We start from the raw sequence: 25,232 nt of genomic DNA on the forward strand, positions 1-25,232 counted from the left end.
CCATGGCCCGACCCTTCCGCATCGGCACGCGCGGTTCGCCGCTCGCCCTCACCCAAGCCAATCTGGCGCGTTCGCTCCTGTCTGCGGCGCACGGACACGACGCTGCCGCCTATGAAATCGTGCCGATCCGCACGACCGGCGATGCGGTGCAGGACCGTCCGCTGGCCGAGATCGGCGGCAAGGCGCTGTGGACCAAGGAACTCGACCGCGCGCTGATCGAGGGGGACATCGACTGCGCGGTGCATTCGATGAAGGATGTCGAGACGTTGCGCCCCGGCGCGATCGCGATCGCCGCGATCCTCGAGCGCGCCGACGTGCGTGAGCGGCTGCTCGGCGCGCCGTCGATCGAGGCGCTGCCCGAAGGCGCAGCGATCGGCACGTCCTCGCCCCGGCGGGCGGCACAGATGCGGCGGATGCGCCCCGACCTGCGCATCGTGCCGCTTCGCGGCAATGTCGACACGCGCATCGCCAAGCTGACCACCGGCGAGGCGGACGCGACGCTGCTCGCCGCCGCGGGGCTTCAGCGGCTGGGCCGCAGCGAAGTGGGCGTCGCGGTGCCGATCGAAACGATGCTGCCCGCCCCGTCGCAGGGCGCGATCGGGATCGAGGTGCGCGCCAACGATCCCGATTCGATCGCACTGGTCGGTGCGATCGACCACGAAGCCACGCGGGCCTGCGTGATGGCCGAACGCGCGCTGCTCGCCGCGCTCCAGGCCGATTGTCACTCGCCCGTCGCCGCCCATGCGCGGTTCGAGGGGGGCGTGATGACGCTCGCCGCGCAATTGCTGAGCGAGGACGGGGCCGAGCATGTCACCGGCCGCCTGTCAGGCCATGACGGGGTCGCGCTGGCGGAGGCGTTGGCGCGCGACCTGCTCGACCGTGCGCCGCCGCTCGTTTGCGCACGTTTCGGCAAGTGCGCCGCCTGATCGTCCTTCGCCCCGAACCGGGCAATGCGAAGACCTGTGCCGCGATCCGTGCGGCGGGCGGCGAGGCGATTGCGCTGCCGCTGTTCGAAGTCCGGCCGATTGATTGGCTAGCGCCCGATCCCGCAGGGTCCGACGCGCTGGTGCTGACGAGTGCCAATGCCGTTCGACATGCCGGGCCGCAGATTGAACGGTTCGCGCACCTCCCCGTCGTCGCGGTCGGTGCCGTGACCGCGCGCACCGCCGAGGCCGCCGGCATGTCGGTGGCGGCGGTGGGGGAGGGCGACGCCGGCGACCTGCCGCCGCTGCTTGCCCGGATCGGCAGCCTCGCGCCGCTGCACCTGACCGGGCGCGAGCATCGCGATCTGGGCGCCGGATGTGCCATCGCGGTCTATGCGAGCGAGGCGATCGAGGGCGTCGATGCTGCGCCGCTGGTGGGCGCCACCGCGCTCGTCCATTCGGCGCGGGCGGGCGAGCGACTGGCACAGATCGTCGATGTCGCCGGCCTCGACCGCGCGGGCATCGCGATCGCCGCGATCAGTCCGGCGGCGCTTGCGGCGGCGGGTGAGGGGTGGGCGGCGGCGGTCTTAGCGCCGGTGCCGCGCGACGACCCGCTGATCGCCGCGGCGCTTTCGATTGACCGTCCCGTGGCGGGCGGGGATAAGACCGCATGATCGCCGACGAAGTTTCGTTCGAAGCGCGCCCCCGTCGGCGCGGGCGGGGCCTGTCCCTGTTTCTCGCCATGCTGGTGGCGCTGGTCGCCGGCATCGTCGTCGCCGTGATCTGGGTCGCGCCCGCGTGGCAAAAGTGGCGGATGCCGACAGCGCAGCAGGCCGCCTCGCTGCCGAAGACCACGACGCAGCCGCAGCAGCCGGCGGTCGAGCCCGGCGCAGACCTCACCTCGCTCTACGGTCGGGAGGTCGCGCTGGCCGCGCGGCTCGAATCGCTCGAGACCGAATTGAACGGGATCGAGACCGACTCGCGCCTCGCCTCCGGCTACGCGGGCCGGGCCGAGGGGATGCTGATCGCCTTTGCCGCGCGCCGCGCGCTCGATCGCGGGCTGCCGCTCGGCTACGCCGAAACGCAGCTTCGCGAGCGGTTCGGGGCGCTGCGCCCCAATGCGGTGACTGCGGTGACGCAGGCCGCAGCCGCGCCGGTGACGCTGGAGGATTTGCGGCTCGGGCTCGATTCGATGGCGCCGACGCTTTTGAGCGGGACGCGCGACGGCTGGTGGCCGGCGCTTCGCCGTGAGCTGGCCGGGCTGATCGTGCTGCGCGAGGAAACGAGCCCCAGTGCGCGGCCCGCCGACCGGCTGACGCGCGCGCGCCGCCTGGTCGATGCGGGCAATGTCGAGGCGGCGATGGCCGAAGTCGCGCGGATGCCCGGTGCACAGGGTGCGCAGGGCTGGCTCGACGCCGCCCGTCGCTATGTCCGCGCGCGGCGCGCGCTCGACATCATCGAAGCGGCGGCACTGGCGCAGCCCGCGCCGCCGCCACTGCCGCCCGAGGCAGCGCCCGCACCCAAGTCACCTGCGCCGACGGTGCCGGCGGCGCGCTGAGTCGCTACGTCGCGCAGGCGACGCGCGCCGCGTCGATCGCGGTCGCCGCGCCCGACAGGCGGTAGACATCGGCGAACGGCCGGCGATCCGTGCCCACGCTCTCGACGCTCAGGCTGCGCGCGCCTCGCATTGCTGCCACAATCGCCCGGTCTGTCTCGGCATCGGGTGCCCAGCCGTCGCGCGGCCCCGCAGTCAGGCGAAAGCGCCGCTCGCCGATCGTCAGCGTGACGCGGGCGCTGTCGCTGCGCGGCCGGCTGAAGCGGACGTGCAGCTGCGGTCGCGCGCTGGATGCCGGCCAGACGCCGACCGCGACGAATGCGGTGCGTCCTTTCTGCACCGGCGCGCTCATCGCATAGCAGCGCCGCGGCCCCCGATCGGCGAACGCGCCCCACGCGTCATAGATGCCAAGGGATTGCGGCGCGGCGGGCAGCAAAAGGGCGATAAAAAGGCTCATGCGCTTCCGATTGCGGCGTTGGAACGGGGCGCGTCGGCTTCAACCCCCTGTTGCTGAGATACCACGAAAATTCCTGTTTATCTGAGGTTCATGCAACGCCGACGCATCACGCCCATTTGAGCCCACCGTCCGGGACGCCGCGAGCGAACCGGACGCGTGTTCAGGTAAGGAGTTTCTCATGCGTTATGCAATCGCCGCGGCCCTCGTCGCTTCCACCGCCTTTGCCGCCCCCGCCTTCGCGCAGGACCAGGTGAACCCCGCGTTCACCGGCCCGCGCATCGCGGTGCTGGGCGGCTATGACGGCATCCGTCCCGGCTCGAGCGAGGACAGCGACGTTGAGGGTGACGACCAGACGGTCAACGGCTTCCTCTATGGCGGCGAGATCGGCTACGACTTCGCATTCGGCGGCGCGCTTGTCGGCGTCGAGGCGGAGCTGACCGATTCGACCGGCAAGGTTGAGACGAACCGCGTCAATCCCAACACCTTCGGCTTCGGCGAAGTGTCGACCGGGCGCGACATCTATGTCGGTGCGCGCGTCGGTGCGCTCGTCGATCCGTCGACGCTCGTCTATGCCAAGGGCGGTTACACCAACACGCGCCTGAACGTGCTGGCGAGCGACGGGACGACCGATCTCGACACCAACTTCAACCTTGATGGCTGGCGCATCGGCGCAGGTGTCGAGCGCGCGATCGGCACCAACACCTTTGCCAAGGTCGAGTATCGCTACTCGAACTACGAGCGCGCACGCCTCGAATATCCGAACGGCGCGACGACGGGCCGTTTCGACGTCGACACCGACCGCCATCAGGTGGTTGCGGGCGTCGGTCTGCGCTTCTGAACAAGGCCGGGTTCGTTAGCGGGGCGTTAACCCCCGCGACCTAGTCGATCGAAGGGCCGGGGCGCTTGCTCCGGCCCTTTTTCGCGCTAGACATAAGCGGCTGAGGCCGCTCCCGGTGCGGGAGGCGTGACGTTGTTGGGGCGCGGCCCCGGGGGATTGAGATGAAGGCGACGATCGAACGCGCGACCCTGCTCCGGGCGCTGAGCCACGTCCAGTCGGTGGTCGAGCGGCGGAACACCATCCCCATCCTGTCGAACGTGCTGATCGACGCGCAGCCGCAGGGGACGATCCGCCTGATGGCGACCGACCTCGACCTCCAGATCGACGAGACGATTGCCGCCGCGGTGGATCAGGCGGGCGCGACCACGGTGTCGGCGCACACGCTGTTCGACATCGCCCGCAAACTGCCCGAGGGCGCGCAGGTCGAGCTTTCGGCTGCCGAGGGCCGGCTGACGATCGTGGCGGGCCGCGCGCGCTTCCAGCTGGCGACGCTGCCGCGGGACGATTTTCCGGTGATCGCCGAAGGCGAGCTGCCGACGCAGTTCGAGCTGCCGGCCGAGACGCTGAAGGCGATCATCGACAAGACGCGCTTCGCGATCTCGACCGAAGAGACGCGCTACTACCTCAACGGTATCTTCCTCCACGTCGCCGACGACGGCGGCCCGGCGGGCGGACAGGCTGTGCTGAAGGCCGCGGCCACCGACGGCCATCGCCTTGCCCGCGTCACTGTGGCAAGGCCCGAGGGGGCCGAGGCGATGCCCGATGTGATCGTGCCGCGAAAGTGCGTGGGCGAGTTGCGCAAGCTCTTGGACGAAATCGACGGATCGGTCGGCGTGTCGCTCAGCCCATCGAAGATCCGCTTCGACCTGGGCCAGGCGATCCTGACCTCCAAGCTGATCGACGGCACCTTCCCCGATTATTCGCGCGTCATCCCGACCGCGAACGACAAGCTGCTCAAGCTCGACCCCAAGAGCTTCATGGAGGGCGTCGACCGCGTGTCGACGATCGCCACCGAAAAGACGCGTGCGGTGAAGATGGCGGTCGATCGCGACAAGATCACGCTGTCGGTCACGAGCCCGGAGAACGGCACCGCGGCCGAGGAAGTGCCCGGCGACTATGCCGCCCTGCCGCTCGAGATCGGCTTCAACAGCCGCTACCTGCTCGACATTCTCCACCAGATCGAGGGAGACAGCGTCGAGGTTCATCTGGCCGATGCTGCCGCACCGACGCTGATCCGCGAGAACGACAAAAGCCCCGCCCTATATGTGCTGATGCCGATGCGCGTCTGAGGTGATGCAGTGCCGGCCGGCGAGTCGCGCGCTGGTCGCGGCTCTCGCCGGCTAGTCTTGCTGCGCTGCAAGATGCAGCAAAATCAACTACCTCCTTTGGCTCAGATCGCATCTAAATCGTCACGTTGCGCATTCACTCTTCGCTAGCCCGGTAAAACTATAACTGGGATCGGAGAGGTACGATATGAATCGGTCGCAGCCCTTTGACGAAGCGATGGCATCCAGCCGCTCGGACGCCGGCAACGTTTCGAACATGGCCGTCTATTCTTCGATCGCGGTGTTTCTGGCGGTGTTCTGGCTCACGGTCGCGCTGCTCGTCTTCTGACGACTTGCCTCGATGTCGCCGACGCGATATTGACAGGATTGTCAGTAAGGAGCGAGCGGTGGCCACTCTTCCCGATACGATCGGCATTGATGCCGATAACCGCGACAGCGATTTCAACTCCGGTCGACCGCTGAAGCGCGACTGGCGCGGCGCCTTCGTCGCGGTCCGCAAGCTGCTGCAGAACGCCGATGACACCGGTCAGGTGTTTCGCATCATGCGCTCGCTCAACGCCGATACCAGCCACAAGAATTATATCCGCCTCCTGCGCACAGCGGAGGGCGGGCGCATCGCCTTTGCGCATGTCGAACTCGCCGAGCGATTCAGTGACCGAGCCTGGGTCGATACACTTCCCGCCGGATCGGTGGGCGCAGCATATCGCGACTTTCTCGACCGCACGGGTTTTTCGGCACAGGGGCTGGCCGAGATCAGCTATGCCGAAAATGCCGAGTTTCGCGGCAGCGATCATCCCTATGCTTGGTTCGGTCGCCGCGAACGCGACGTGCACGACATCTGGCACGTGCTCACCGGCTATACCGCGGAGGAGCCGCTGGGCGAGGCATGCCTCGTCGCGTTCAGCTATGCGCAGACGAAAGGATTGGGCTGGGCGGCGATCGGCGTGGCCGCGGCGCTCAAGAGCCTGAAGATCACCGGCGACACGCTGTTCGCGAAGGCGGTGTGGGAAGGCTACGCCCATGGCAAGCGCGCGGCATGGCTGCACGGCGAGGATTACGAGGCGCTGCTCGCCGAGCCGCTGGAGGCGGCACGGCGGCGGCTGCGGATCGCCGAGCCGGTGGCGTATCACCGCGCGCAGGTGTCGCTGAGGGCGAAGGGCCTGAGCGGAATCTAGGAACGAAGGCAGTAGGACCCCGGATCAAGTCCGGAGTGACGAATTGTTTGGCGATATCGGTTGCGAACAAAATCTCTTCATCCCGGACTTGATCCGGGATCCCGCTTTTTTACTTCGTAACCTCGACCGCTTCCTCGACCAGCAGCACCGGTACGCCGCCGCGAATCGGATAGGCGAGGCCGCCCTCGTCCGACACCAGCCGGTCGCCCTCTTGCCTGAGCGGCGTGCGCGTCGCTGGGCACACCAAGCGCTCGAGTAGCCACGGGTCGATCGGCGGCGTCATTGCAGCGTCGCGTCGTCCTGGCCATGGCGGCCGAAGAACTGGATGAGCTGGACGAGGAGTTCGGCACGATCGTCGAGGCTTTCGGTCTCGAGCAGCGCCTGCTTCGACGCCACGTCGAACGGCGCGATCTGGGCGATCCCGTTGACCAGGCTCTCGTCGTCGAGCCGCGTCACCGCTTCCCAGTCGACGGCATAGCCATGCACCTCGGCGAAGCGGCGCGATTCCATCTCGATCGACGCCCGCATGCCGAGGCTCAACGTCTCGTCCTCGGTCCGGGGCAACAGCTCGGCCTCGACCTGTCGGAACAGCGTCGTCACCTCAAGCTCGCGGACGATGCGGAACAGCGCGACGCCCTCGAGCACGATGTCGAAGCGGCCGTCGTCATGCGCCTCAACATCGACGATCCGGCCGACGCAGCCCGTCTCGAACAGGGGCGGCGGGTCGCCGGGGCCGCGCGGCTGGACCATGCCGATGCGGCGGTCGCGGGCAAGCGCGTCGCTGACCATCGCGCGATACCGCGGCTCGAAGATGTGCAGCGGCAGGTGCATCCCGGGAAACAGGATGGCGCCCCCCAGGGGAAAGACCGAGAGGCGCGTCGCGCTCATCCGAACAGGATCGCCGACAGGCGGCGGCGCTGCTGCGACACCCACGGGTCCTCAAGCCCGACGACTTCGAACAGCTTGAGCAGTCGCTGACGCGCCGCGCCCTCGTTCCAGTCGCGATCGGCCTGGATCATTTTCAGGAGCAGGTCGACGGCGGCATCGCGTTCGCCGGACGCCATTAGCCCGCCGGCCAGTTCGTATGCGAGCGCCGGATCACCGGGATTGGCCGCCACCTGCGCCTTGAGGCCGGCGAGGTCGTCGACCGGCGCTGCCTCCCGCGCCAGCGCGAGCGCCGCCTGCGCGCGTGCGACTTCGGGCGCCTTGGCCGCTTCCTCTGGCAACGCCGCGAGTGCGCCCTCGGCCTCGTCCACCCGGCCAAGTGCGATCAGCGCACGCGCACGCCCTCCCGCGACGGCAGGATGCTCGGGCGCCATTTCGGCAAGCTGGTCGTAGACCGACAGCGCGCGCTCGGCATCGCCGTCGGCCAGCACGCCCTCGGCCATTTCGATCAGCGGTTCGAGTTCGGCTTCGGCTTGGCTGTCGGCGCCGCCCACGGGCAGCTGGCGCAGGATCTGGTCGAGATTGGCCTTCAGCGCCGATTCGGTCCGTGCCTGGCCGAGGTCGGCGACGAGCTGGCCCTGAAACATCGCATAGACGGTCGGGACCGACCGCACCTGGAACTGCGCGGCGATGAACTGGCTCTTGTCGACGTCGAGCTTGGCGAGGCGGACGCCCTTCGACGCATACTCGCCCGCGACCTTTTCGATCACCGGGCCCAGCGCCTTGCACGGGCCGCACCATTCGGCGGTGAAATAGACGATCACCAGCTCGGTCATCGACGGTTCGACGATGTCGCGGCGGAACGCCTCGACGGCTTCCTTGTCGGCGGCGGAAAGACCCAGCGTGGCCAAGAGGGCACCCCTATATGGAGAAACGGAACGTCGCCCTCATGTGGGCCTTTCGCCGGGCAAGGCCAACCCCTCACTTCGTCACGCGCAAATGGGCGAGAAAAAGGGGTTGCAGGCCCGAAAACCCGGTGCTAGTGGCCCCGCCTCGACACGGCACGCCGGTCGATGAACGCCAGAGCGGGCGTAGCTCAGGGGTAGAGCACAACCTTGCCAAGGTTGGGGTCGAGGGTTCGAATCCCTTCGCCCGCTCCAGTTCGCTGCTGCTGATTAGCAGCGCTAATCAGCAAGATTGCAGTGAACCGGCCGGCGGTGGCAGAGCCACCGACCGACGACGTGGATTCGCCGCGGCGCTACCCGAGCCGTTCCAACGTCGCCGCATCCGCCCCGCCGAAGAACGTCCCCAACGCGTCCTCCACCAGCGCCCCACCGCCCGCCGCCGCGAACAGCGTCAGCGAGGACCGCAGCTTCATCGCATCGACGGTGCCCATGATCGCCTCGGCCGAACGCCCGCGATGCATCAACAGCGCCTCGACACATTCGAGATAGCGCGGTCCCAACACCGGGTGCGCAAGATACGCTCGCGCCTCCTCGATCGACCCGATCGCATAGGCCGCCGCCATCGCGCTTCGCCCCAGCCCGGCGATCTGCGGAAACACGAACCACATCCAGTGGCTGCGCTTCTCGCCCGCGCGAAGCTCCGCCAGCGCGGCGGGATAGACGCCCGCCTGCGCGGTCACGAAGCGTTCGAGATCATAGCCTTCGGTCACGGCATTGCCCTTGGCCACCCCGATGGTTACGCCCGGCACCAAATAACGATCCAGTCGGGGAGACCATCATGCCGCGCACCGCCGTTTCGCTGCTCGCGCTCAGCCTTTCGCTCGGGACCGCGCAAGCCCAGACGCCGCAGACCCAGCCCCCGGTCGAGGCGACCGAAGCGCCCGAGAATGTCGCCCGCTTGCCGCAGCCCGCCGCCGCGCCGCAAGCCGCCCCCAACCCCGCGAGCGTACAGGCGCCCCCCGCGCCCGCCGACAAGAAGGCGAAGTGGGATGTGAATGCGCCGCAGGGCGCGCAGCTTCGCCAGGTGAAGATCGACACTGACGAGGGGAGCTGGATGGACGTCGACGTCAGCCCCGATGGTGGCACGATCGCGTTCACGCTGCTGGGCGACATCTACACCATGCCCATCGCGGGCGGCACGCCGCGCCGCATCGCCGAGGGGCTGGCGTGGGAAGTGCAGCCGCGCTTCTCGCCCGACGGGCGCCGCATCGCCTTCACCTCCGACCGGGGCGGCGGCGACAATATCTGGATCATGAACGCCGACGGCAGCGACAAAAGGCAGGTGACGAAGGAGGATTTCCGCCTGCTCAACCAGCCGAGCTGGTCGCCGGACGGGCAGTATATCGTCGCCAAGAAACACTTCACGACCGGCCGCAGCCTCGGCACCGGAGAGGTGTGGATGTACCACGTCTCCGGCGGGGCAGGCGTGCGGCTGGTCAAGCGGCCGAACGAGCGGCACCAGAAGGAACTGGGGGAGCCGGTTTTCGCACCCGACGGCAAGAGCGTCTATTTCACGCGCAACGTGACGCCGGGGCCGATCTTCGAATACGCGCAGAACTCGAACACCGACCTGTTCCATATCGAAAAGGTCGATCTGGCGACCGGCGAGACGAGCGCGGTCGTTACCGGCAATGGCGGCTCGGTCCGCCCGCAGCCCTCGCACGACGGCAAGAAGATCGCCTTCGTCCGGCGTGAGGCGACACGCTCGAAGCTCTACGTCCGCGATCTGGAGAGCGGGGCGGAGCGCAAACTCTATGACACGCTCGATCAGGACGTGCAGGAAACCTGGGCGGTCACCGGCGTCTATCCGAACATGGCCTGGATGCCCGGCGACAAGGAGATCGTCGTCTGGGCGGGCGGCAAGCTCAACCGCATCGACGTGGCGACCGGACAGGCGCGGCAGATCCCGTTCCGCGTCACCGACACGCGCACGGTGACGCAGGCCCCGCACCCTCAGATCGCGGTGGGCGAGGAACGCTTCACGACGAAGATGCCACGCTTCGCCGCCGTCTCCCCCGATGGCGGGCGCGTGGTGTTCGAAAGCCTGGGCAAGCTCTACCTCAAGCCGATGGCGGGCGGCGCGGCGAAGCGGCTGACGCGTTCGGGCGACGGGCGCGAGCTGTTCCCGACCTGGTCGCCCGATGGCCTCACCATCGCCTATATCGAATGGACCGATGCCGGTGCGGGCCGGCTGATGACTGTGCCCGCTACGGGCGGCGCGGCCAAGGCGATCACGACGCGGCCCGGCCATTACGCGCGCCCGCGCTTCTCGCCCGATGGCAAGACGATCGTGTTCGAGGGCAAGGGCAATCGCAGTGTGACGCTGCCCGGCTATGCGCTCGACACCGGCGTCTACCGCGTGGCCGTGAGCAGCGGCGCGCCGGTGCTGGTCGCCAAGGACATGGCGCTGCCGCAGTTCGGCGCGGCCAGCGACCGCCTGTTCATGGTGGGCGAGGACGAGGGCAAGCAGGTGCTCGTCTCGACCGACCTCAATGGCGGGGCGAAGCAGACGCATTTCGTCGGCGAGCTCGCGACCAACTTCTCGGTCTCGCCCGATGGCCGGACGGCGGCGTTCGTGCAGAATTACGAGGCGTTCGTCGTGCCGCTCGTCCCCGGCAACCAGGCGCTGGAAATCGATCCCGACTCGAAGGCGCTGCCGGTAACCCGCGTCAGCGCCAACGGCGCGACCTATGTGAACTGGTCGGCAAAGGGCGACCGTATCCACTGGTCGACGGGCCCGACGCTGTATACCGCCGAGCGATCGCGGCTGTTCCCCACCGCCCCCGCGAGCGAGAATGCGGCAAAGTTCGTGCCGCCGGCCAGCGGCCTCGACCTGTCGATGCCGGTCGAGGCGGCGAAGCCGACCGCGACGGTCGCGCTTACCGGCGCGCGGCTGGTCACGATGGCGAATGCCGAGGGCGGGATCGTCGACGACGGCGTGGTCGTCATCCGCGGTGATCGGATCGTGGCGGTCGGGCCGCGCGCTTCGACGCCCGTGCCGACCGGTGCGAAGACGATCGACGTTGCGGGCAAGACGATCATCCCCGGCCTCATCGACGCGCACGCGCACGGGCCGGAGGGCGATGACGAGGTGGTGCCGCAGCAGAACTGGTCGCTCCTTCAGAACCTCGCGCTCGGCACGACGACGATCCACGATCCGTCCTCGACCGCGAGCGAGATCTTCGTCGCGAGCGAAATGCAGCGCGCCGGGCTGCTCACCGGCCCGCGTATCTATTCGACCGGCGAGATCATCTACGGCGCGCGCGCGGCCGACGTGTATGCGCGGATCGACGGCTATCAGGACGCGCTCGACCATGTCCGCCGGCTGAAGGCGCAGGGCGCGCATTCGGTGAAGAACTACAACCAGCCGCGCCGTGAACAGCGCCAGATGGTGGTCGCCGCCGCGCGGGCCGAGGGGATGCAGGTGGTGGCCGAGGGCGGGTCGCTGTTCGGCATGGACATGAACCTGATCGCCGACGGCAACTCGACGCTCGAGCACAACATCCCGCTCGAAAAGTTTTACGACGACGTCGTCCAGATGTTCGGCCAGTCGGACACCAACTACACGCCGACGCTGATCGTCAGCTATGGCGGGCTGGCGGGCGAGCCCTATTGGCGACAGGCGACCAACGTCTACGACAACCCGCTCTTGATCCACACGCCGCGCGACGAGCTGCTCGCATCGACCGCGCGGGTGGTGAAGGCGCCCGAGAGCAACTTCGTCGACGACGACAATGCGCGCGAGGCACGGCGGATCGCCAAAGCCGGGCGCCACGTGTCGATCGGCGCGCATGGGCAGCAGGCGGGTATCGGCTCGCACTGGGAACTCTGGTCGTTCGTGCGCGGCGGCATGACCCCTGTCGAGGCGCTGGCGGCGGGAACGATCGAGTCCGCCCGCTCGCTCGGCATGGCACGCGATATCGGCAGCCTTGAGGCGGGCAAGCTCGCCGACCTGGTGGTGCTCGATGCCGATCCGACGCAGGATATCCGCAATTCGGACAAGGTGGCGCGGGTGATGCTCGGCGGGCGCCTCTATGACGCTCGGACGATGAACGAGGTCGAGACCGGGACGGGCAAGCGCCTGCCCTATTGGTGGGAGTGATGGGGCGGCGTCCGTCCCGCTAGGGGACGGGCGCCCCCGCAATCGGGCTTGAGCCAAATCGTAAACGGCGCGTTAACGCTGTCATGCGATCCCGTGCCGTTCCCGCCAGCCACCCGCTCCGCCGTCAGCTCAAGCTGACGCGCACCGACCGCGCCGCCAATGCGAAACGCGCGGAGGACAGCGACGTGAAGCTGTTCATCCTGAGCTTCACGGCGTTCTTCGTCTGCTTCTACACGTTTCTGCTCTAGGCCGTCGCCCCGGCGAAGGCCGGGGCCGCTTGCGGCACTTGCAGTGCACCGTCACCGGGCGATCCCAGCTTTCGCTGGGATGAAGCAGTGGGGTGGGTTCAATCGCAGGCGAGGTGTAGCTGCCGGGCGATCCAGGCCGACACTAGGCACATGCCCGCCACCACCAGCAGCATGTCGGCGGGCCCGACGCCCAGCGCGGTGATCGCGATGACCGCGGCCGCGCCGATCACCATGGCTCCTGCATTGACGACGTTGTTCGCCGCCACCGTGCGCGCGGTCTGGTCCTTGGTCACCGTGGTCGTCAGGAACGCATAGAGCGGCACGACGAACATGCCACCCGTCGTCGCGATCGCCATCAGCGTGCCGAGCACCAGCAGCGACTGTGGATGGCTGACGAAATCCCACACATTGTAGAGCTGCCCCGGCGGCGCCGCGATCCACAGCCGCGATTCGATCGAGAAGGCGACAACGAACAACGCCATGCCGATCACCGAAATGGGCGAATATTTCGCCGAGATCTCCGACTTGAGCATCGAATTGATGATGACCGACCCGATCGCCACCCCGATCGAGAAGATCGCGATCATCAGGCTCGCCACCTTCTCGTCGGCAGTCAGCACGTTCTTGGCGAGGGGCGGGAAGATGACGATCAGTACGGCGCCGATCGTCCAGAAGAAACTGATTGCGCAGATGGCGAGGAACAGGCGCCGGATGTGCATCGTCTGGCGAATGAGCGCGTAGGAGGCGGTGAAGGGGTTCCAGTTGATCTTCAGCATCGCGCCTGCACGCGGTGCCGGCGGCACCTGTCGTCCGGCCAGGAGGCCGACGCAGGCGACGAGGATCACCGTGACCGCCGCTGCCTCCACCCCGATCCATCCGGCGGTCACGGTGCCGAGCAGGATCGAGAGGTACGTCCCCGCCTCGACCAGCCCGGTGCCGCCCAGCACCTGATCCTCGTCCAGATGCTGCGGCAGGATCGCGTATTTGATTGGGCCGAAGAACGTCGAGTGGACGCCGAGCATCAGCACCGCGCCGAGCATCATCGCGATGCCGGGCGTCACATAGCCGTGCTTGGCGATGATGAGGCCGGCGGCGCCGAAGATCATGATGCCGATCTCGGCCAGCTTCACGAGCCGTATGATCCGCGCCTTGTCATAACTGTCGGCAAGCTGGCCTGACAGTGCGGACAGGAGGAAGAACGGGATCAGCGACAGGCCGGTGGCCAGCGCATTGAAGTTCGATTCGGTCGCCGGGTCCTTGAAGATCTGGTACGTCGCGAACAGCACCATCGCGGTCTTGAACAGGTTGTCGTTATAGGCGCCGAGGAACTGCGTCACGAACAGGGGGAGGAACCGGCGCTCCTTGAGCAGTCCGAGCGCGTTGATCATGCGGGGCAACCGGCCTTGTTGGGACGCGTGGCGACAGGAAGCGGTGGGTGTAGCCGCTAGGGGAGGGGCGCTCAACCCGCTCGCTGGTACGCATGGGAAGCGTGGCGCGGCGGGCAATCGGGTGTTAGGGGGCGTCGATGCTGACGCTGCCCAACATCCTGACCCTGTCACGGATCTTCGCGGTGCCGCTGCTCGTCGGCCTGCTCTGGTGGCCGCAATGGGCGGCCGGTTACGCCATCGCCTTCGTCCTCTACTGCATCGTCGGGTTCACCGACTATCTCGACGGCTATCTGGCGCGGTCGCAGGGGACGGTGTCGAAGCTCGGCATCTTTCTCGATCCCATCGCCGACAAGATCATGGTGGCGGCGGTCATCCTGATGCTCGCCTCGACGCGCGACATCGGCGGGGTGCACCTGATCGCCGGGCTCGTCATCCTGCTGCGCGAGATCATGGTGTCGGGACTGCGCGAGTTCCTCGGCAGCCTGCGCGTATCGGTCCCCGTGTCGCGGCTGGCCAAATGGAAGACGACGCTGCAACTGGTCGCCCTGGGCGCGCTGATCCTGGCGGGCGCAGTGCCCGATTATGGCTTCGTCCGGGTCGTTGGGCTCGCCAGCCTCTGGGGCGCGGCGGTGCTGACGCTGGTGACGGGATGGGATTACCTCCGCGTCGGCCTACGGCACATGGATAGCTGATGGCGATCGAGATGCTCTATTTCGCCTGGGTCCGCGAAGTGATCGGCACCGGGCATGAGCGTGTCGATCCGCCGGCGGAGGTGGAGACGGTGGGCGCGCTGATCGACTGGCTCGCTGCATCGAGCGACACCCATGCCGCGGCCTTCGAGAATCGCGAGCGGCTGCGTGCCGCCGTTGACCAGGCGTTCGTTCCGCTCGATGCAGCCATCGCGGGCGCGCGGGAGATCGCGATCTTCCCGCCGGTGACGGGCGGATGATCCGCATTCTCGTCACCCCCGATCCGATCGACGTTGCCACCGAAGTGGCGCGGGTCGAGGTCGAGGGGGCGGGCGGGATCGCCAGCTTCATCGGCCGCGTGCGCGCCGACGATGGAGTGAGCACGCTCGAGCTCGAGCATTATCCCGGCATGACCGAAGCCGCGCTGGAGGCGGTGGCGAGGACCGCCGCCGCGCGCTGGTCGCTGGCGGCGGTGACGATCGTCCACCGCGTCGGCCCGATGGGGCCGGGCGAGCGCATCGTCCTTGTCGCGACCGCCGCCGCGCATCGACAGGCCGCGCTCGACGCCTGTGCCTATTGCATCGACCGGCTGAAGACCGATGCGCCGTTCTGGAAGCGGGAGGTCACGCCCGAGGGCACGCGCTGGGTGGAGGTGCGTGCGGCGGATGCGCAACGGGCCACCGACTGGGCATAGCAAAAGGGCGCCGCATCGCTGCGGCGCCCCTTCGTTCGGGTCGGGACCGGAGGCTTACGAGCCCGAGGTCGACGTCGCCGGCGCCAGTTTCGGCACCACGACGCCGTTGACGACGTGGACGACACCGTTCGAGGCCATCACGTCGGGCTGCGCGACATAGCTCTTGTTGCCGCTGGCATCGACCAACGCGATCGCCGCGCCTTCCTCGGTGACGGTCAGCGGGCTGCCCTCGACCGTGGTCAGCGTGGCCTTGCCGCCGCCGGCCTTCATCTGCGCGCGAAGCTGCTCGAGCGTCACCTTGCCCGGCACGACGTGATAGGTCAGCACCTTGGTCAGCGTCGGCTTGTTCTCGGGCTTCAAGAGCGTGTCGAGCGTACCGGGGGCGAGCCGCGTGAACGCCTCGTTCTCGGGCGCGAAGACGGTGAAGGGGCCGGGGCCCGACAGCGTGGTGGCGAGGTCGGCGGCCTTCACCGCGCTGACCAGCGTCGACAGCTTGGGGTTGGCCATCGCGGCGTCGGCGATCGTGCCGGTGGCGGCCGCGGGGGTGGCCGCCGTCGTGGTGGTAGCCTCGCCGGCCATCGGCTGCGCCTGAGTCGTGGTCGGCATCGGCGTCCTGCCCGGCGTGGTCTGGGCCATCGCGAGGGTCGAGGTGGCGGCGAGGCCGGCCAGGGCGATCATCGAAAAGCGGTTCATCGGGCGTCTCCATCGACTGGAACGTGAAACGGGGTGCGCGCCGCGGCGGGGGAGGGGGGGAGCGACACGGCGCGCGATTGATCTACGTTTCAGTGCTGCGATGGTTTCCCCTACCGACCTTGGTCCGTACGCTCGGCAGCGGCGGTCCGCAGCACCCCGGCCAGCAGCCGGAAGTCGCGCTCGCGCGGGCTCGCCTTGCGCCAGACGAGCGCGATGCGGCGCTCCGCCCGCTCGGCATCGATCGGCCGCGCGTCGATATGCGTGCCGCGCAGGATCCCCGCGCCGATCGCCATTTCGGGCAGCATCGTGACGCCGAGGCCGTTTTCCACCATCTGCACGATCGTGTGCAGCGAGGTGCCGAGCATCGCCGCCTGTCCGCGCAGTTCGCTAGTGGCGCAGACCGCCAGCGCATGATCGCGCAGGCAATGACCGTCCTCGAGCAGCAAGAGCCGCGTCTCGTCGATGTCGTCGGCCATCACCGGCCCGGAGCCGGGCAGCGTATCGGCCTGGGGGAAGGCGACGAACAGGCGGTCGGCGAACAGCGGCTCGACCTCCACCTCGCCGCAGGCATAGGGCAGCGCGAGGAGCACGCAGTCGGTGCGGCCCGAATGCAGCGCCTCGCACGCCGGCCCCGTCGGCTCCTCGCGCAGGAAGAGCTTGAGGTCGGGATATTCGCGCCTCAGCTGCGGCAGGATCTGGGGCAGCAGGAAGGGGGCGATCGTCGGGATGACGCTCATCCGCATCTCGCCGGTCAGCGGGCGGCCGGCTGCACGCGCGATCTCGCCCAGTTCGTCCGCCTCGCGAAGCACGCGGCGCGCCTTGTCCGCGATCCGCTCGCCGAGCGGGGTGAAGCGCACGACCCGCCGTGTCCGCTCGACCAGCGTCACGCCAATCAGCGTCTCGAGCTCGCGGATGCCCGCCGAGAGCGTCGATTGCGTGACGTAGCAGGCGTCGGCCGCGCGCCCGAAATGCCCCGCGTCGTTCAGCGCCACCAGATACTGGAGCTGCTTCAGCGTGGGGAGGTAGGTCGTCATCCCCGACAGATGGATTGATCGGTTCAGTCGATCAATAGGCGGCGCGGATCAGGCCGAAAAGAAGCGATAGATGCTGAACAGGCTGGTCGCGGTCAGGACGATGCCGACGAGCACCAGCAGCGTCTTGGTCGGCACGCGCTTGGCGATCATCGCGCCGAACGGCGCGGCGATGACGCCGCCGATCAGTAGGCCGAGGACCGGGTGCCAGAAATCGGGGCCAAACCCCTTGGTGCCGATGCCGATCAGGAAGGTGATCGAGACCGAGACGGTCAAGAAGAACTCGACCGAATTGACCGTGCCGATGGTGGTGCGCGGCGTGCCGCCCTGGATGAGCAGGTTGGAGGTCACGACAGGCCCCCATCCACCGCCCCCCGCGGCATCGAGGAACCCGCCGGCCAGCCCCAGCGGCTCGATGATCTTCGGCTCCCGCTCCCGGTGCGGCGGATAGCGAAGCCCGCGCCAGAGGAGGTAGAGGCCGATCCCCGACAGATACGCCATCACGACCGGCCGCGTCACCGATGCATCGATCGAGGTGAGCAGATACGCCCCCGTCACGCCGCCGACGATGCCGGGGAGGAGGAGGCGCCAAAACATCCGCCAGTTGACGTTCTTGTGCAGCGCGTGGCTGATCCCCGACACGCCCGTCGTCGCGCATTCGACGAGGTGGACGCCGGCCGAGGCGGTGGCGGGCGGCACGCCGATGACGCTGACCAGCAGCGTGCTCGAGATCACCCCGAACGCCATGCCGAGTGCGCCGTCGACGATCTGCGCGACGAGGCCGACCGCGATGTACGGCAGCAATTCGGCAACCTGAACCCCCTCGAACATGCGCGTCCTTATCGTAGAGTGCGATGATGGGGATTGCCGCCCCCGCCGCCCGGAAACAAGACAGTTCGGGTTTAGCGTTGCCAAGCGGCAACGGTTCCGCGCTTGGAATGACCTGTGCGGCGTCCTACATGCCAATCTTCGTGGCTAGGGGACACGCCATGCTTGCGGCGCTTCGCGTCTATCTCGATTCGATCCGCGCGCGCGATCCCGCGCCGCGGTCGCGGGCCGAGATCATGCTCTATCCGGGCGTCTGGGCGCTCGGCTATCACCGGATCGCCAACGCGCTGTATCGGCGCGGATGGTTCTTCGCCGCGCGGCTCGTCAATCACTGGTCGCGCTGGATGACGGCGATCGACATTCATCCGGGCGCGACGATCGGGCGCAATTTCTTCATCGACCACGGTTTTACCGTCATCGGCGAGACCGCGGTGATCGGCGACGACGTGACCATCTATCAGTGCGTGACGCTGGGCGGCACCAGTCCCGACAACGGTGTCGCGGGCAAGCGGCATCCGACGCTGATGGACGGCGTCATCATCGGATCGGGTGCGCAGGTGCTCGGCCCGATCACCGTCGGTCCGCGCGCGCGCGTCGGCGCCAACGCGGTCGTGACGAAGGACGTGCCCGAAGGCGCGACGATGGTCGGTATTCCCGCCAAGTCGACGCTGGTCGAGGCCGAGACGTACCAGAAGCCCTTCGTCCCCTATGGCACACCGTGTGCCGAGATGTTCGACCCCGCGACGCAGCGGGTCGAGATCCTGCGCTGCGAGATCGAGACGCTGAGGAAGCGCCTCGACGCGCTCGTCGCCGAGGAAGAAGGGCGCCGGGACAGCGCGTGACGGCAGAGGTCGTCAATCTCGCCACGCGCCGCACGCCGCAGATCGGGTTCGAGCGGCTGGAGCTCAACCGCATCCTCGACCTCTATGGCCGGATGGTCGCGGCGGGGCACTGGCGCGACTATGCGATCGAGCTGGGTCGCGAGGCGGCGGTGTTCGCCGCCTTCCGCCGCGCCGCCGAACGGCCCGAGGTGCGGATCGAGAAGCGCCCGGCGCTGCGCCAGAAACAGGGCATGTGGGCTTTGGTCAGCGAAGGCGGCGCGATCCTGAAGCGCGGGCACGATCTGGCCGGCGTCCTGGCCCCCCTCGAACGCCGGCTGATGAAGATCGTCGAGGATTAGGCGACCGCTGGTGGCAACCGCATCGCCGCGCTTTCGCCCAGCATCGTTACCACTCGCCGCCGCATCGGCTGCCAGAAGGCCGAGAGCGTGAGCAGCGCCGATCCGATGATGAGGCCCGTGAACGCCGTACCCAGTTCGACCGCGCCGGCGCTGCGGAACAGCTCGTAAAGCGCGAACAGGACATAGGCGAGGCTGGAGACGAGCAGCGCGCGGCGATCGACGGCGAGCGCGACGACCGCGAAGCCAAGATAGAGCGCGAGCACCAGCGCGGCGATCGCCGGCCCCACCGGCCCCTCGAACACGCCCAGCATGTTGAAGATCGGATGCGCGATCAGCGGCGCGGCGGCGAGGTGGAGCCAGAAGGCCACGTCGCTCGCCCGGGTCGTGCGCGCCCGGTCGCTCATGTCCCAGCGCATTGCGAGGGCAAAGGTGGCAAGGCCTGCCGCCAGCACCAGCGGCAGCGCCGCGTCGTCGAGGCCCGGCCAGATCGCGAAAGCGGCGCCGACGCCCGCGCCGGTCAGCGCCAGCGCGCCCGCCGCGACGGTGATCGGCACCATGAACCGCCGCCAGTGCGCCCACGCCGCCGCGACGCCGGTCAGGCCGACGCCGGCCAGGATCAGCGCATTCACCCGGTCGCCGTAGTTCGGCTCGAGCGCGACCAGCGCGCCGATCGGCGTCGCCACCACGCCGCCGACGAACGCGCCGAGCAGCAGGATGCTGGGCAGCGCCATCCGTCGCCGCTTCGTGAAATACTCGGCCAGCAGCCACGCGGCGACCGCGACCCCCGCGCCGCCCATCGCCGGGGTGATCGCCGCGCCGATCTGGCCGATCGCGGCGAGCAGCAGGGCGAGCGCGACCGCGACGAAGATGTCGTTGAACCCGGTCAGCAGCCGGAACGATTCCTCGTCAACGGCGGGGGTGTTGCGCTGCGCGGCGACGTGCGCGCGCAGGCTTTCCGCGGCGGCGGGACTGATCGCCCCCGCCGTCACCGCAGCATCGAGATCGGATTCGCTATACATGGCTTTCCCTCCTGTATTGCCCGACTATGACACTAGTGTCGTAGCCTTGCAATACACCGAATGGGTCAGCCCTGGACGGTCACCGTGGCGGGGTGATGCTTGTCGAGGTGGCGGCGGATGATGCGCAGGTTGCGCGTGTTCGACCGGAAGAAGAAATCGGGAATGATGCCGATCCCGGGGATCAGCCCCAGCGCCCAGTCGACGCCGACATTGCCCGCCATTCGCGCCATCGCGAGCTTCGACATGCCGAGATTGCGCGCTTCCCACAGCATGTACGCGCCCGCCGCCGCACCGACGAAGCTGCCCGCGACCGGAATGAGGTCGAGGATCACGTCGAGGCCGACCGGGCGGTTGATCCCCGGAATAACGACGGCGCGTTCCATCACCCGCTCGATCGCCTCGATGCGGGTGCGGCACGACTGCGCGTCGCGCTTGAGGGGGAGGCGATCGAAGATCGCGGGGTCGATGCGGCGGGTCTGTGCCATGAACCCTAGTTGGTCTCGCGGCGCAGGTGATTCAATGGATGCCACGCGCGCGCATTCGCCCGCCATTCGCGAAGGCGCAGCGCGACCAGCGACCAGCGCAGCGGCTGGGCGAGCGGAATGAACGCCACGTCCTGCACCAGCGCGACGTCCGCCTCGGCCAGCAGGCGGCTGCGCTCGATAAGGTTGCCGCTTTCGCGCGCACGCTCCAGCGTGTCGGCGATCGGTTGCGCGCACGGCTGGCACGCCATGCGCAGGTACCAGCGCGCGCTGTCATAGGGTGCGATGAGGTCGACGAGACGCAGGTCGGCGCGGGTGCCCGGCGCCACGCGCCGTGCGAGAATGCCGATGCTGGCGAGATCGGCGGTCAACCGCGCGGCAAGGCGGCTGGCGCCCGGCCCCGCCGGCATTGCGATCGTCAGCTCGGGCGCGGTCCCGCCATTCGCCGCGCGCCATTCGGTCACCCGCACCTGCGCCGCCGCCCGCCGCGCGTCGAGATCGAAGGCGAGCCACGGCGCGCGCGCCGGCTGCGTCACCGAATCGAGCTGATCGGGCAGCACCGTTTCCGCCGGGGTCCAGTCGGGAGCGAAGTCGCGGGTCAGCGCATTCCGGTCGATCGCCATCGCCACCGCCTCTCGCCGATCGGCAGCGGCGAGGAAGCCCTGACGCCGCGCGACCGAAAGTCCGAACAGCCCGCGCGCGGGGTCCAGCCGGCGGTTTGGCGGCGACACGTCGGCGGCATCGACCAGCGGCCAGTCGGCAAAGGTGCCGCCGGTGACGTAATCCGACTGGCGCTCGCGAAAGCGCAGGATGGCGTAGGCGGGCCGCTCGGCGTGGATCTGAACGAACTCGGCGGCGTCGGGCGCCTCTGGCGCATCGTCGGCGGCGGTCGGGTCGTAGCCGGGGCGCAGGCGGGGGGCATTGCCCGCACGCTCGATGCGGAACGGCCCGCTGCCGCCGCCGCGCGGACCGGGGATGGCGAGTTCGGGCTGCGCGAATAGCGGGAGCAGGTCCGGGCGTGGGCGCGACAGGCGAACCTCGATGACGAGTGGCGTCATCTCTACCACTTCGTCGATCGCGGTCAGGTGCGGGCGCAGCGGGTTGCGCGGGTTTGCGATCGCGCGTTTGAGGCCGGCCACGACCTCGCGCGCGGTCACGCGGTCGCCGTTCGCCCATTCGGCATCGGCGAGGCGGAAGATATAGCTGCGCCCCTCGTCGATGACGATCCAGCGTTCGGCCAGCCCCGGCTCGACCTGTCCCGACGCATCGAAGCGGACGAGGCCCTGTGCAGTGGAGGCAGTGAACAGCGCGGCGGGCAACGGCAGCGCGTCGCCCGGCCGCATGGGCAGGCGCGGCACGCCAAATCCGATCGCGCTCACCACCACGGGCACGTCGTCGGGCCGGCGATCGCACCCGGCCAGCGCGGCGAGCATGAGAAGGGGGGCTAGGCGGCGCATCGGTTCGACCCGGTAACGATCCATCGGGCGGTCGGTGCCGCGATCAGAAGCTGCTTTCGATGCCGACGCCGGCGGGCAGGCCGGTGAACGGCAGCATCGCCGCGCCATCGGGGGTCAGCATCACCTTGTACCCGCCATCCTCGCTAACGGTCGAGTCGATCAGCGTGCGTCGGCGTTGGCCGATGGGGGCCAGGCGGATGCGGCTGTCGGTGCCCAGATGCTCGGCGGTGAGGATCATCGCCGGGGTGGGGACACGCGCGCCGTCGGGCGTCTTGCGGCAGGCGCCGGGATCGATCGTCGCCTGCCCCTCGATCAGGCCATGGCCCGGCCCGAACGACAGGTGCGGAAACTCGGCCTGCATGGTGAGGTCGCAGGTGAAGCCGACATCGGGGAGTAGTGCGGACAGGAGCGTGCCGTTCGCCGTCCCGCTGACATTGTCGAGCCGTACCCCGCCCGGCCGCAGCAGCGCCTGTCCGCCAAGGTCGGTATTCTCCCCGCTCGCGCGCCAGTCGACCGCGAAGCCCAGGGACGTCAGAGAGCGGAGCGGCGCAAAGGTCCAGCGGACGATGCTGCCCCCCGCGACGCCCACTTCGCCCGACCACACCGTGCCCGCGACGCCGGTGCGCCACGGCCGGTTCTTGATGAAGACGCTGGCCGGCATCGTCGCCAGCATCGCGATCGCATAGGCGGCTATGCCGATGCTGCCGAACAGGATAAGACGCCGGCGTGCCGCACCATCCGCCTTCGGGAGCAACGCCGCTGGATCGGCGGGCCGCGCTAGCGTTTCTGCGATCGTCCCTCGTCGCAGCAGCGTCTGCATCCGTCGTGTCCCCCGTCTGGGCAGCGGCAAAGGTCGACAAGCGGCCCGTCGCGCTCCTGATCCCGCGCACCGGACCGCGCGCGGCGCTGGGGACTAGCATGGAGCGCGCGGCGATGCTCGCCGAAAACACGCCCGGCCGCCTGATCGTGTTCGATACCGGCGGTACCGCGGCGGGCGCGCAGGCGGCGGCAGAGGCGGCGATGAAGCGCAAGGTGGCGATGATCCTCGGCCCGCTGCTGGCCGAGGAAGTCGGGCCGGTTGCGGGCGTCGCGGGGGCGAGCGTCCCCGTCCTCGCCTTTACCAACGATCCCGGTGCGCGGGCGCCGGGGGCGTTCACGATGGGCATCACCGCGCGCCAGTCGACGGGCGCGATCCTTCGCTATGCGCGCTCGCGCGGCGTACGGCGGGTGGCGACGATCGCCGACGGATCGCGCTGGGCGGTCGCGGCGGCGGAGGCGGCGGCGGCGCTGCAGGGCGAGCTCAACCTCGATGTGCGCCGCATCGACGTGGCGGCGGGTCAGCCGCTGCCGGCAGCGGGCGATGCGCCCGATGCGGTGCTGATCCCGGGTGGCGGCGATCCCGTCATGGCGGCGGCGCGCAACCTGAAGGACACGGGCATCCAGCTGCTCGGCACCGTCCAGGCGCTCGACCACCGGCCTGCCAGCCTCGCGGTGCTCGACGGCGCGTGGCTGGCGAGCCCCGATCCGGCGGCGTTCGCGGCGTTTTCGCAGGCGTATGAATCGCGGATGGGTGGGAATGCGGGGGTGATCGCGGCGCTCGCCTATGACGCGGCGGCGATTTCGAAGACGCTGCGGGAAAAGAACGCGTTGAGCCGCGCCGGGCTGCTCGCCGAACCGGGTTTCGACACCGCGACCGGCCCGCTTCGCTTCCGCGAGGACGGCAGCGTCGCGCGCGACATGGCGATCGTCGTTGCCGGACCCGAGGGCTATGCCAAGGTCGCAACCAGCCGCGGGGCTTGAGGGGGTGGACTTCCCCCCCCCGCGCCGTCACCCCGGACTTGATCCGGGGTCCCGCTGCCTTTCACTTGCAGAAGTAGAAGCGGGATCCCGGATCAAGTCCGGGATGACGAGAGAGGCTGAGGCCGGCTTCACTCTCATCGAACTCATGATCTCGCTCGCGCTGTTCGCGCTGATCGCGGTGGCGGGGATCGCGCTGGTCGATTCGATCCTCGGCGTGCAGGGGCGGACCGCCGCGCGGCTCGACGATCAGGGGGCGATGGCGCGCGCGGTCTATGTGCTGACGAGCGACATCGACCAGATCGCGCGCGGGCGGATCGTGTCGAACGGGCACGAGCTCATCTTCACCCGCGCCGCTCCCGGCCTCGGCGGCGCGCCGGTCGAGGTCCGTTGGATACGGACGGGCGATACGCTCACGCGGCTGGTCGGCGGTGCGCCGCAGCCGGTGATGGCGGGCGTCACCGGCCTCGACGCGCGCTTCCTCGACGGCGGCGCGTGGCGGGCCGGCTGGCCGCCGAGCGCGGATCGCGGCGAGGACTGGCCGCGTGCGGTCGAGATTACGGTGGGCCTCGGCACGCGCGGGACGCTGCGCCGCGTCGTCGCCCTTCCCGCGCGCCCGGCGAGCGGACCGTGAGGGCGCCGGCACGGGGCGAGGAGGGGCTGATCCTCGTCAACGTCCTCCTCTTCGTCGCGATCGCCAGCGGGCTCGTCCTCCTGATGGTCAATCGCGAGGAACTGGCGCTCGACGGCGCGCTTCGGATGCGGGAGGCGTCGCGGGCGGCGGCGATCGTGCGCGGCGGCGAACTGTCAGCGCTGACGGCGCTCCGCCGCGATGCGGAGGACGCGCCCGAGGTCGATCACCGCGCCGAACCCTGGGCCCGGGTCGCCGAGCGCGCTATCCCGATCGAGGGCGGCGGCACCTTCGACCTCGCCGTCGCCGATGCCGAGGGGCGGTTCAATATCAACAACCTGCGCACCGGCGAAGCATCGGCCGCGATTCTGTTCGAGGCGATCGCCCGCGACGCCGGGCTGACGCCCGAGCAGATCATCCAGGCGATCGGCTATATTCGCGCTGCCGGTCTCGTCACCGACCTTCGCCCCATCCGCCTCGCCGGGCTCGACCCCGCCGCTGCAGACCGGCTGGCGGGGATGGTGACGGCGTTGCCCACGCCGACGCAGATCAACCTCAATGCGGCGGACCGACCGCTGCTGACGCTGATGCTGCGCGATCCCGTCGCGGTCGAGCGGCTGCTGGCGGTGCGCGACCGGCAGGGGTTCCTGACGCCGGAGGATCTGTCACGCGAGAATCTGACGATGCCGCCGGGCACGCGGCTTGCGTCCGACCATTTCTGGGTCCGCACGCGCGCCAGCGTGGGGGCGACCAGCCAGCAGGGCGCGGCGCTGATCGAGCGGCGAAAGCGTGAGGACGGCACGCGCGATACAGTGGTGGTGGAACGCTGGCGCGGCGCGGCGATCCCGCCCGACGTGCCCGACTTTCCGGCAGCCAAGTAATTCACATGTGCTCCCGCGGAAGCGGGAG

The 25,232-nt window shown here is 69.0% G+C and carries 29 protein-coding genes and 1 tRNA gene; 17 read left to right on the top strand and 13 right to left on the bottom strand.

The annotated features are described in order from the left end of the window. The first annotated feature begins 2 nt into the window (after positions 1 to 2). The 3 genes from hemC to FHR19_RS16135 are packed head-to-tail and all read left to right on the top strand — an operon-like array spanning position 3 to position 2,481. Positions 3 to 926: a hydroxymethylbilane synthase gene (gene hemC / locus FHR19_RS16125; RefSeq protein WP_184030606.1), complete on the top strand. Its 924-nt coding sequence runs from the start codon at positions 3 to 5 to the stop codon at positions 924 to 926. Then, positions 914 to 1,597 carry a uroporphyrinogen-III synthase gene (locus FHR19_RS16130; RefSeq protein WP_184030609.1) on the top strand — a complete coding sequence of 228 codons (684 nt, stop codon included), beginning with the start codon at positions 914 to 916 and terminating at the stop codon, positions 1,595 to 1,597. The genes hemC and FHR19_RS16130 overlap by 13 nt, the downstream gene beginning before the upstream one ends. After that, the gene (locus FHR19_RS16135; RefSeq protein WP_184030612.1) at positions 1,594 to 2,481 is read left to right on the top strand and encodes a hypothetical protein; all 888 of its coding nucleotides are present in this window, start codon (positions 1,594 to 1,596) and stop codon (positions 2,479 to 2,481) included. Before FHR19_RS16130 ends, FHR19_RS16135 begins: the two co-directional genes overlap by 4 nt. Before the next feature lie 4 nt (positions 2,482 to 2,485). Here the strand turns inward: FHR19_RS16135 and FHR19_RS16140 are convergent, their stop codons facing one another. Further along, positions 2,486 to 2,935 (bottom strand): hypothetical protein, encoded by a 450-nt coding sequence (locus FHR19_RS16140; RefSeq protein WP_184030615.1) that lies wholly within the window; start codon positions 2,933 to 2,935, stop codon positions 2,486 to 2,488. Positions 2,936 to 3,113: 178 nt separating this feature from the next. On the opposite strand from FHR19_RS16140, the gene FHR19_RS16145 reads away from it, so the two are divergent. From FHR19_RS16145 to FHR19_RS16155, 3 genes are all read left to right on the top strand, one after another. Beyond that, positions 3,114 to 3,773, top strand: coding sequence for an outer membrane protein (locus FHR19_RS16145; RefSeq protein ID WP_184030618.1), 660 nt, complete (start codon positions 3,114 to 3,116; stop codon positions 3,771 to 3,773). 161 nt (positions 3,774 to 3,934) lie between these two features. Continuing rightward, positions 3,935 to 5,062: a DNA polymerase III subunit beta gene (gene dnaN / locus FHR19_RS16150; RefSeq protein WP_184030620.1), complete on the top strand. Its 1,128-nt coding sequence runs from the start codon at positions 3,935 to 3,937 to the stop codon at positions 5,060 to 5,062. Between the two features lie 383 nt (positions 5,063 to 5,445). After that, positions 5,446 to 6,234, top strand: a complete 789-nt coding sequence (locus FHR19_RS16155; protein ID WP_343053303.1) for a Coq4 family protein — start codon at positions 5,446 to 5,448, stop codon at positions 6,232 to 6,234. A 109-nt stretch (positions 6,235 to 6,343) separates the two neighbouring features. Here FHR19_RS16155 and FHR19_RS16160 read toward each other — a convergent pair whose 3' ends face one another. Genes FHR19_RS16160 through FHR19_RS16170 form a run of 3 tightly spaced genes read right to left on the bottom strand, consistent with a single transcriptional unit; the run spans position 6,344 to position 8,030 of the window. Further along, positions 6,344 to 6,517, bottom strand: a complete 174-nt coding sequence (locus tag FHR19_RS16160) for a Trm112 family protein (protein ID WP_184030623.1) — start codon at positions 6,515 to 6,517, stop codon at positions 6,344 to 6,346. Then, entirely contained in the window at positions 6,514 to 7,122 is a 609-nt protein-coding gene (locus FHR19_RS16165; protein WP_184030626.1) for an LON peptidase substrate-binding domain-containing protein, read from the bottom strand. Before FHR19_RS16165 ends, FHR19_RS16160 begins: the two co-directional genes overlap by 4 nt. Continuing rightward, the gene (locus FHR19_RS16170; protein WP_184030629.1) at positions 7,119 to 8,030 is read right to left on the bottom strand and encodes a tetratricopeptide repeat protein; all 912 of its coding nucleotides are present in this window, start codon (positions 8,028 to 8,030) and stop codon (positions 7,119 to 7,121) included. The genes FHR19_RS16165 and FHR19_RS16170 overlap by 4 nt, the downstream gene beginning before the upstream one ends. 174 nt (positions 8,031 to 8,204) lie before the next feature. Between FHR19_RS16170 and FHR19_RS16175 the strand changes: the two genes are divergently transcribed. Next, positions 8,205 to 8,279 (top strand) — tRNA-Gly (locus tag FHR19_RS16175). Between the two features lie 98 nt (positions 8,280 to 8,377). Here the strand turns inward: FHR19_RS16175 and FHR19_RS16180 are convergent. Continuing rightward, on the bottom strand, positions 8,378 to 8,833 hold the full coding sequence (locus FHR19_RS16180; RefSeq protein ID WP_343053305.1) for a DUF1810 domain-containing protein: 456 nt from the start codon (positions 8,831 to 8,833) through the stop codon (positions 8,378 to 8,380). 29 nt (positions 8,834 to 8,862) lie between these two features. Between FHR19_RS16180 and FHR19_RS16185 the strand changes: the two genes are divergently transcribed. Together FHR19_RS16185 and FHR19_RS16190 are read left to right on the top strand one after the other, a co-directional pair. After that, positions 8,863 to 12,186 (top strand): amidohydrolase family protein, encoded by a 3,324-nt coding sequence (locus FHR19_RS16185; RefSeq protein WP_184030631.1) that lies wholly within the window; start codon positions 8,863 to 8,865, stop codon positions 12,184 to 12,186. 83 nt (positions 12,187 to 12,269) lie between these two features. Then, positions 12,270 to 12,434: a hypothetical protein gene (locus FHR19_RS16190; RefSeq protein ID WP_184030633.1), complete on the top strand. Its 165-nt coding sequence runs from the start codon at positions 12,270 to 12,272 to the stop codon at positions 12,432 to 12,434. 98 nt (positions 12,435 to 12,532) lie between these two features. Here the strand turns inward: FHR19_RS16190 and FHR19_RS16195 are convergent, their stop codons facing one another. Next, positions 12,533 to 13,822, bottom strand: a complete 1,290-nt coding sequence (locus FHR19_RS16195; RefSeq protein ID WP_184030635.1) for an MFS transporter — start codon at positions 13,820 to 13,822, stop codon at positions 12,533 to 12,535. 137 nt (positions 13,823 to 13,959) lie between these two features. Between FHR19_RS16195 and pgsA the strand changes: the two genes are divergently transcribed. From pgsA to FHR19_RS16210, 3 genes are read left to right on the top strand one after another with little or no spacing between them, the layout of a single operon-like run. After that, on the top strand, positions 13,960 to 14,514 hold the full coding sequence (pgsA, locus tag FHR19_RS16200) for a CDP-diacylglycerol--glycerol-3-phosphate 3-phosphatidyltransferase (RefSeq protein WP_184030637.1): 555 nt from the start codon (positions 13,960 to 13,962) through the stop codon (positions 14,512 to 14,514). After that, the gene (gene moaD, locus FHR19_RS16205) at positions 14,514 to 14,771 is read left to right on the top strand and encodes a molybdopterin converting factor subunit 1 (RefSeq protein ID WP_184030639.1); all 258 of its coding nucleotides are present in this window, start codon (positions 14,514 to 14,516) and stop codon (positions 14,769 to 14,771) included. The genes pgsA and moaD overlap by 1 nt, the downstream gene beginning before the upstream one ends. Further along, the gene (locus FHR19_RS16210) at positions 14,768 to 15,205 is read left to right on the top strand and encodes a molybdenum cofactor biosynthesis protein MoaE (RefSeq protein ID WP_184030641.1); all 438 of its coding nucleotides are present in this window, start codon (positions 14,768 to 14,770) and stop codon (positions 15,203 to 15,205) included. The genes moaD and FHR19_RS16210 overlap by 4 nt, the downstream gene beginning before the upstream one ends. 54 nt (positions 15,206 to 15,259) lie before the next feature. On the opposite strand, the gene FHR19_RS16215 is transcribed toward FHR19_RS16210, so the two are convergent. From FHR19_RS16215 to FHR19_RS16225, 3 genes are all read right to left on the bottom strand, one after another. Beyond that, entirely contained in the window at positions 15,260 to 15,898 is a 639-nt protein-coding gene (locus FHR19_RS16215; protein ID WP_221228593.1) for a fasciclin domain-containing protein, read from the bottom strand. Positions 15,899 to 16,008: 110 nt separating this feature from the next. Beyond that, entirely contained in the window at positions 16,009 to 16,932 is a 924-nt protein-coding gene (locus tag FHR19_RS16220; protein ID WP_184030643.1) for a hydrogen peroxide-inducible genes activator, read from the bottom strand. A gap of 48 nt (positions 16,933 to 16,980) precedes the next feature. Then, positions 16,981 to 17,760 carry a sulfite exporter TauE/SafE family protein gene (locus FHR19_RS16225; RefSeq protein ID WP_184030645.1) on the bottom strand — a complete coding sequence of 260 codons (780 nt, stop codon included), beginning with the start codon at positions 17,758 to 17,760 and terminating at the stop codon, positions 16,981 to 16,983. 158 nt (positions 17,761 to 17,918) lie between these two features. Between FHR19_RS16225 and epsC the strand changes: the two genes are divergently transcribed. Both epsC and FHR19_RS16235 read left to right on the top strand, forming a co-directional pair. After that, positions 17,919 to 18,599: a serine O-acetyltransferase EpsC gene (epsC, locus tag FHR19_RS16230; protein WP_184030647.1), complete on the top strand. Its 681-nt coding sequence runs from the start codon at positions 17,919 to 17,921 to the stop codon at positions 18,597 to 18,599. Further along, the gene (locus tag FHR19_RS16235) at positions 18,596 to 18,937 is read left to right on the top strand and encodes a DUF2794 domain-containing protein (RefSeq protein WP_184030649.1); all 342 of its coding nucleotides are present in this window, start codon (positions 18,596 to 18,598) and stop codon (positions 18,935 to 18,937) included. The genes epsC and FHR19_RS16235 overlap by 4 nt, the downstream gene beginning before the upstream one ends. Here the strand turns inward: FHR19_RS16235 and FHR19_RS16240 are convergent. From FHR19_RS16240 to FHR19_RS16255, 4 genes are all read right to left on the bottom strand, one after another. Beyond that, positions 18,934 to 19,956 (bottom strand): hypothetical protein, encoded by a 1,023-nt coding sequence (locus FHR19_RS16240; RefSeq protein ID WP_184030651.1) that lies wholly within the window; start codon positions 19,954 to 19,956, stop codon positions 18,934 to 18,936. The genes FHR19_RS16235 and FHR19_RS16240 overlap by 4 nt on opposite strands. Positions 19,957 to 20,021: 65 nt before the next feature. Then, positions 20,022 to 20,441 (bottom strand): DUF4112 domain-containing protein, encoded by a 420-nt coding sequence (locus FHR19_RS16245; RefSeq protein ID WP_184030653.1) that lies wholly within the window; start codon positions 20,439 to 20,441, stop codon positions 20,022 to 20,024. Between the two features lie 5 nt (positions 20,442 to 20,446). Further along, on the bottom strand, positions 20,447 to 21,871 hold the full coding sequence (locus FHR19_RS16250) for an ABC transporter substrate-binding protein (RefSeq protein ID WP_246359588.1): 1,425 nt from the start codon (positions 21,869 to 21,871) through the stop codon (positions 20,447 to 20,449). A 67-nt stretch (positions 21,872 to 21,938) separates the two neighbouring features. Then, positions 21,939 to 22,715, bottom strand: a complete 777-nt coding sequence (locus FHR19_RS16255; protein WP_246359589.1) for a type II secretion system protein N — start codon at positions 22,713 to 22,715, stop codon at positions 21,939 to 21,941. 5 nt (positions 22,716 to 22,720) lie between these two features. Between FHR19_RS16255 and FHR19_RS16260 the strand changes: the two genes are divergently transcribed. The 3 genes from FHR19_RS16260 (at position 22,721) to FHR19_RS16270 (ending at position 25,204) form a co-directional block, all read left to right on the top strand. After that, positions 22,721 to 23,695, top strand: a complete 975-nt coding sequence (locus tag FHR19_RS16260) for an ABC transporter substrate-binding protein (RefSeq protein WP_343053308.1) — start codon at positions 22,721 to 22,723, stop codon at positions 23,693 to 23,695. A 103-nt stretch (positions 23,696 to 23,798) separates the two neighbouring features. Beyond that, complete coding sequence (locus FHR19_RS16265) at positions 23,799 to 24,326, top strand: type II secretion system protein GspJ (RefSeq protein ID WP_184030656.1); 528 nt, start codon at positions 23,799 to 23,801, stop codon at positions 24,324 to 24,326. Next, on the top strand, positions 24,323 to 25,204 hold the full coding sequence (locus tag FHR19_RS16270; protein WP_184030658.1) for a type II secretion system protein GspK: 882 nt from the start codon (positions 24,323 to 24,325) through the stop codon (positions 25,202 to 25,204). The genes FHR19_RS16265 and FHR19_RS16270 overlap by 4 nt, the downstream gene beginning before the upstream one ends. Positions 25,205 to 25,232 lie beyond the last annotated feature (28 nt).

This window comes from Sphingomonas yantingensis (assembly GCF_014199325.1).
Classification (GTDB): Bacteria; Pseudomonadota; Alphaproteobacteria; order Sphingomonadales; family Sphingomonadaceae; genus Sphingomonas; species Sphingomonas yantingensis.

What these genes read in the sequence shown, in the direction of transcription:
- hemC (WP_184030606.1), top strand. Translation starts at nt 3, where the DNA reads ATGGCCCGACCCTTCCGCATCGGCACGCGCGGTTCGCCGCTCGCCCTC.
- FHR19_RS16135 (WP_184030612.1), top strand. Translation starts at nt 1,594, where the DNA reads ATGATCGCCGACGAAGTTTCGTTCGAAGCGCGCCCCCGTCGGCGCGGG.
- FHR19_RS16140 (WP_184030615.1), bottom strand. Translation starts at nt 2,935, where the DNA reads ATGAGCCTTTTTATCGCCCTTTTGCTGCCCGCCGCGCCGCAATCCCTT.
- FHR19_RS16145 (WP_184030618.1), top strand. Translation starts at nt 3,114, where the DNA reads ATGCGTTATGCAATCGCCGCGGCCCTCGTCGCTTCCACCGCCTTTGCC.
- dnaN (WP_184030620.1), top strand. Translation starts at nt 3,935, where the DNA reads ATGAAGGCGACGATCGAACGCGCGACCCTGCTCCGGGCGCTGAGCCAC.
- FHR19_RS16160 (WP_184030623.1), bottom strand. Translation starts at nt 6,517, where the DNA reads ATGACGCCGCCGATCGACCCGTGGCTACTCGAGCGCTTGGTGTGCCCA.
- FHR19_RS16165 (WP_184030626.1), bottom strand. Translation starts at nt 7,122, where the DNA reads ATGAGCGCGACGCGCCTCTCGGTCTTTCCCCTGGGGGGCGCCATCCTG.
- FHR19_RS16185 (WP_184030631.1), top strand. Translation starts at nt 8,863, where the DNA reads ATGCCGCGCACCGCCGTTTCGCTGCTCGCGCTCAGCCTTTCGCTCGGG.
- FHR19_RS16190 (WP_184030633.1), top strand. Translation starts at nt 12,270, where the DNA reads ATGCGATCCCGTGCCGTTCCCGCCAGCCACCCGCTCCGCCGTCAGCTC.
- FHR19_RS16195 (WP_184030635.1), bottom strand. Translation starts at nt 13,822, where the DNA reads ATGATCAACGCGCTCGGACTGCTCAAGGAGCGCCGGTTCCTCCCCCTG.
- pgsA (WP_184030637.1), top strand. Translation starts at nt 13,960, where the DNA reads ATGCTGACGCTGCCCAACATCCTGACCCTGTCACGGATCTTCGCGGTG.
- moaD (WP_184030639.1), top strand. Translation starts at nt 14,514, where the DNA reads ATGGCGATCGAGATGCTCTATTTCGCCTGGGTCCGCGAAGTGATCGGC.
- FHR19_RS16210 (WP_184030641.1), top strand. Translation starts at nt 14,768, where the DNA reads ATGATCCGCATTCTCGTCACCCCCGATCCGATCGACGTTGCCACCGAA.
- FHR19_RS16215 (WP_221228593.1), bottom strand. Translation starts at nt 15,898, where the DNA reads ATGAACCGCTTTTCGATGATCGCCCTGGCCGGCCTCGCCGCCACCTCG.
- FHR19_RS16220 (WP_184030643.1), bottom strand. Translation starts at nt 16,932, where the DNA reads ATGACGACCTACCTCCCCACGCTGAAGCAGCTCCAGTATCTGGTGGCG.
- FHR19_RS16225 (WP_184030645.1), bottom strand. Translation starts at nt 17,760, where the DNA reads ATGTTCGAGGGGGTTCAGGTTGCCGAATTGCTGCCGTACATCGCGGTC.
- epsC (WP_184030647.1), top strand. Translation starts at nt 17,919, where the DNA reads ATGCTTGCGGCGCTTCGCGTCTATCTCGATTCGATCCGCGCGCGCGAT.
- FHR19_RS16240 (WP_184030651.1), bottom strand. Translation starts at nt 19,956, where the DNA reads ATGTATAGCGAATCCGATCTCGATGCTGCGGTGACGGCGGGGGCGATC.
- FHR19_RS16245 (WP_184030653.1), bottom strand. Translation starts at nt 20,441, where the DNA reads ATGGCACAGACCCGCCGCATCGACCCCGCGATCTTCGATCGCCTCCCC.
- FHR19_RS16250 (WP_246359588.1), bottom strand. Translation starts at nt 21,871, where the DNA reads ATGCTCGCCGCGCTGGCCGGGTGCGATCGCCGGCCCGACGACGTGCCC.
- FHR19_RS16255 (WP_246359589.1), bottom strand. Translation starts at nt 22,715, where the DNA reads ATGCAGACGCTGCTGCGACGAGGGACGATCGCAGAAACGCTAGCGCGG.
- FHR19_RS16265 (WP_184030656.1), top strand. Translation starts at nt 23,799, where the DNA reads ATGACGAGAGAGGCTGAGGCCGGCTTCACTCTCATCGAACTCATGATC.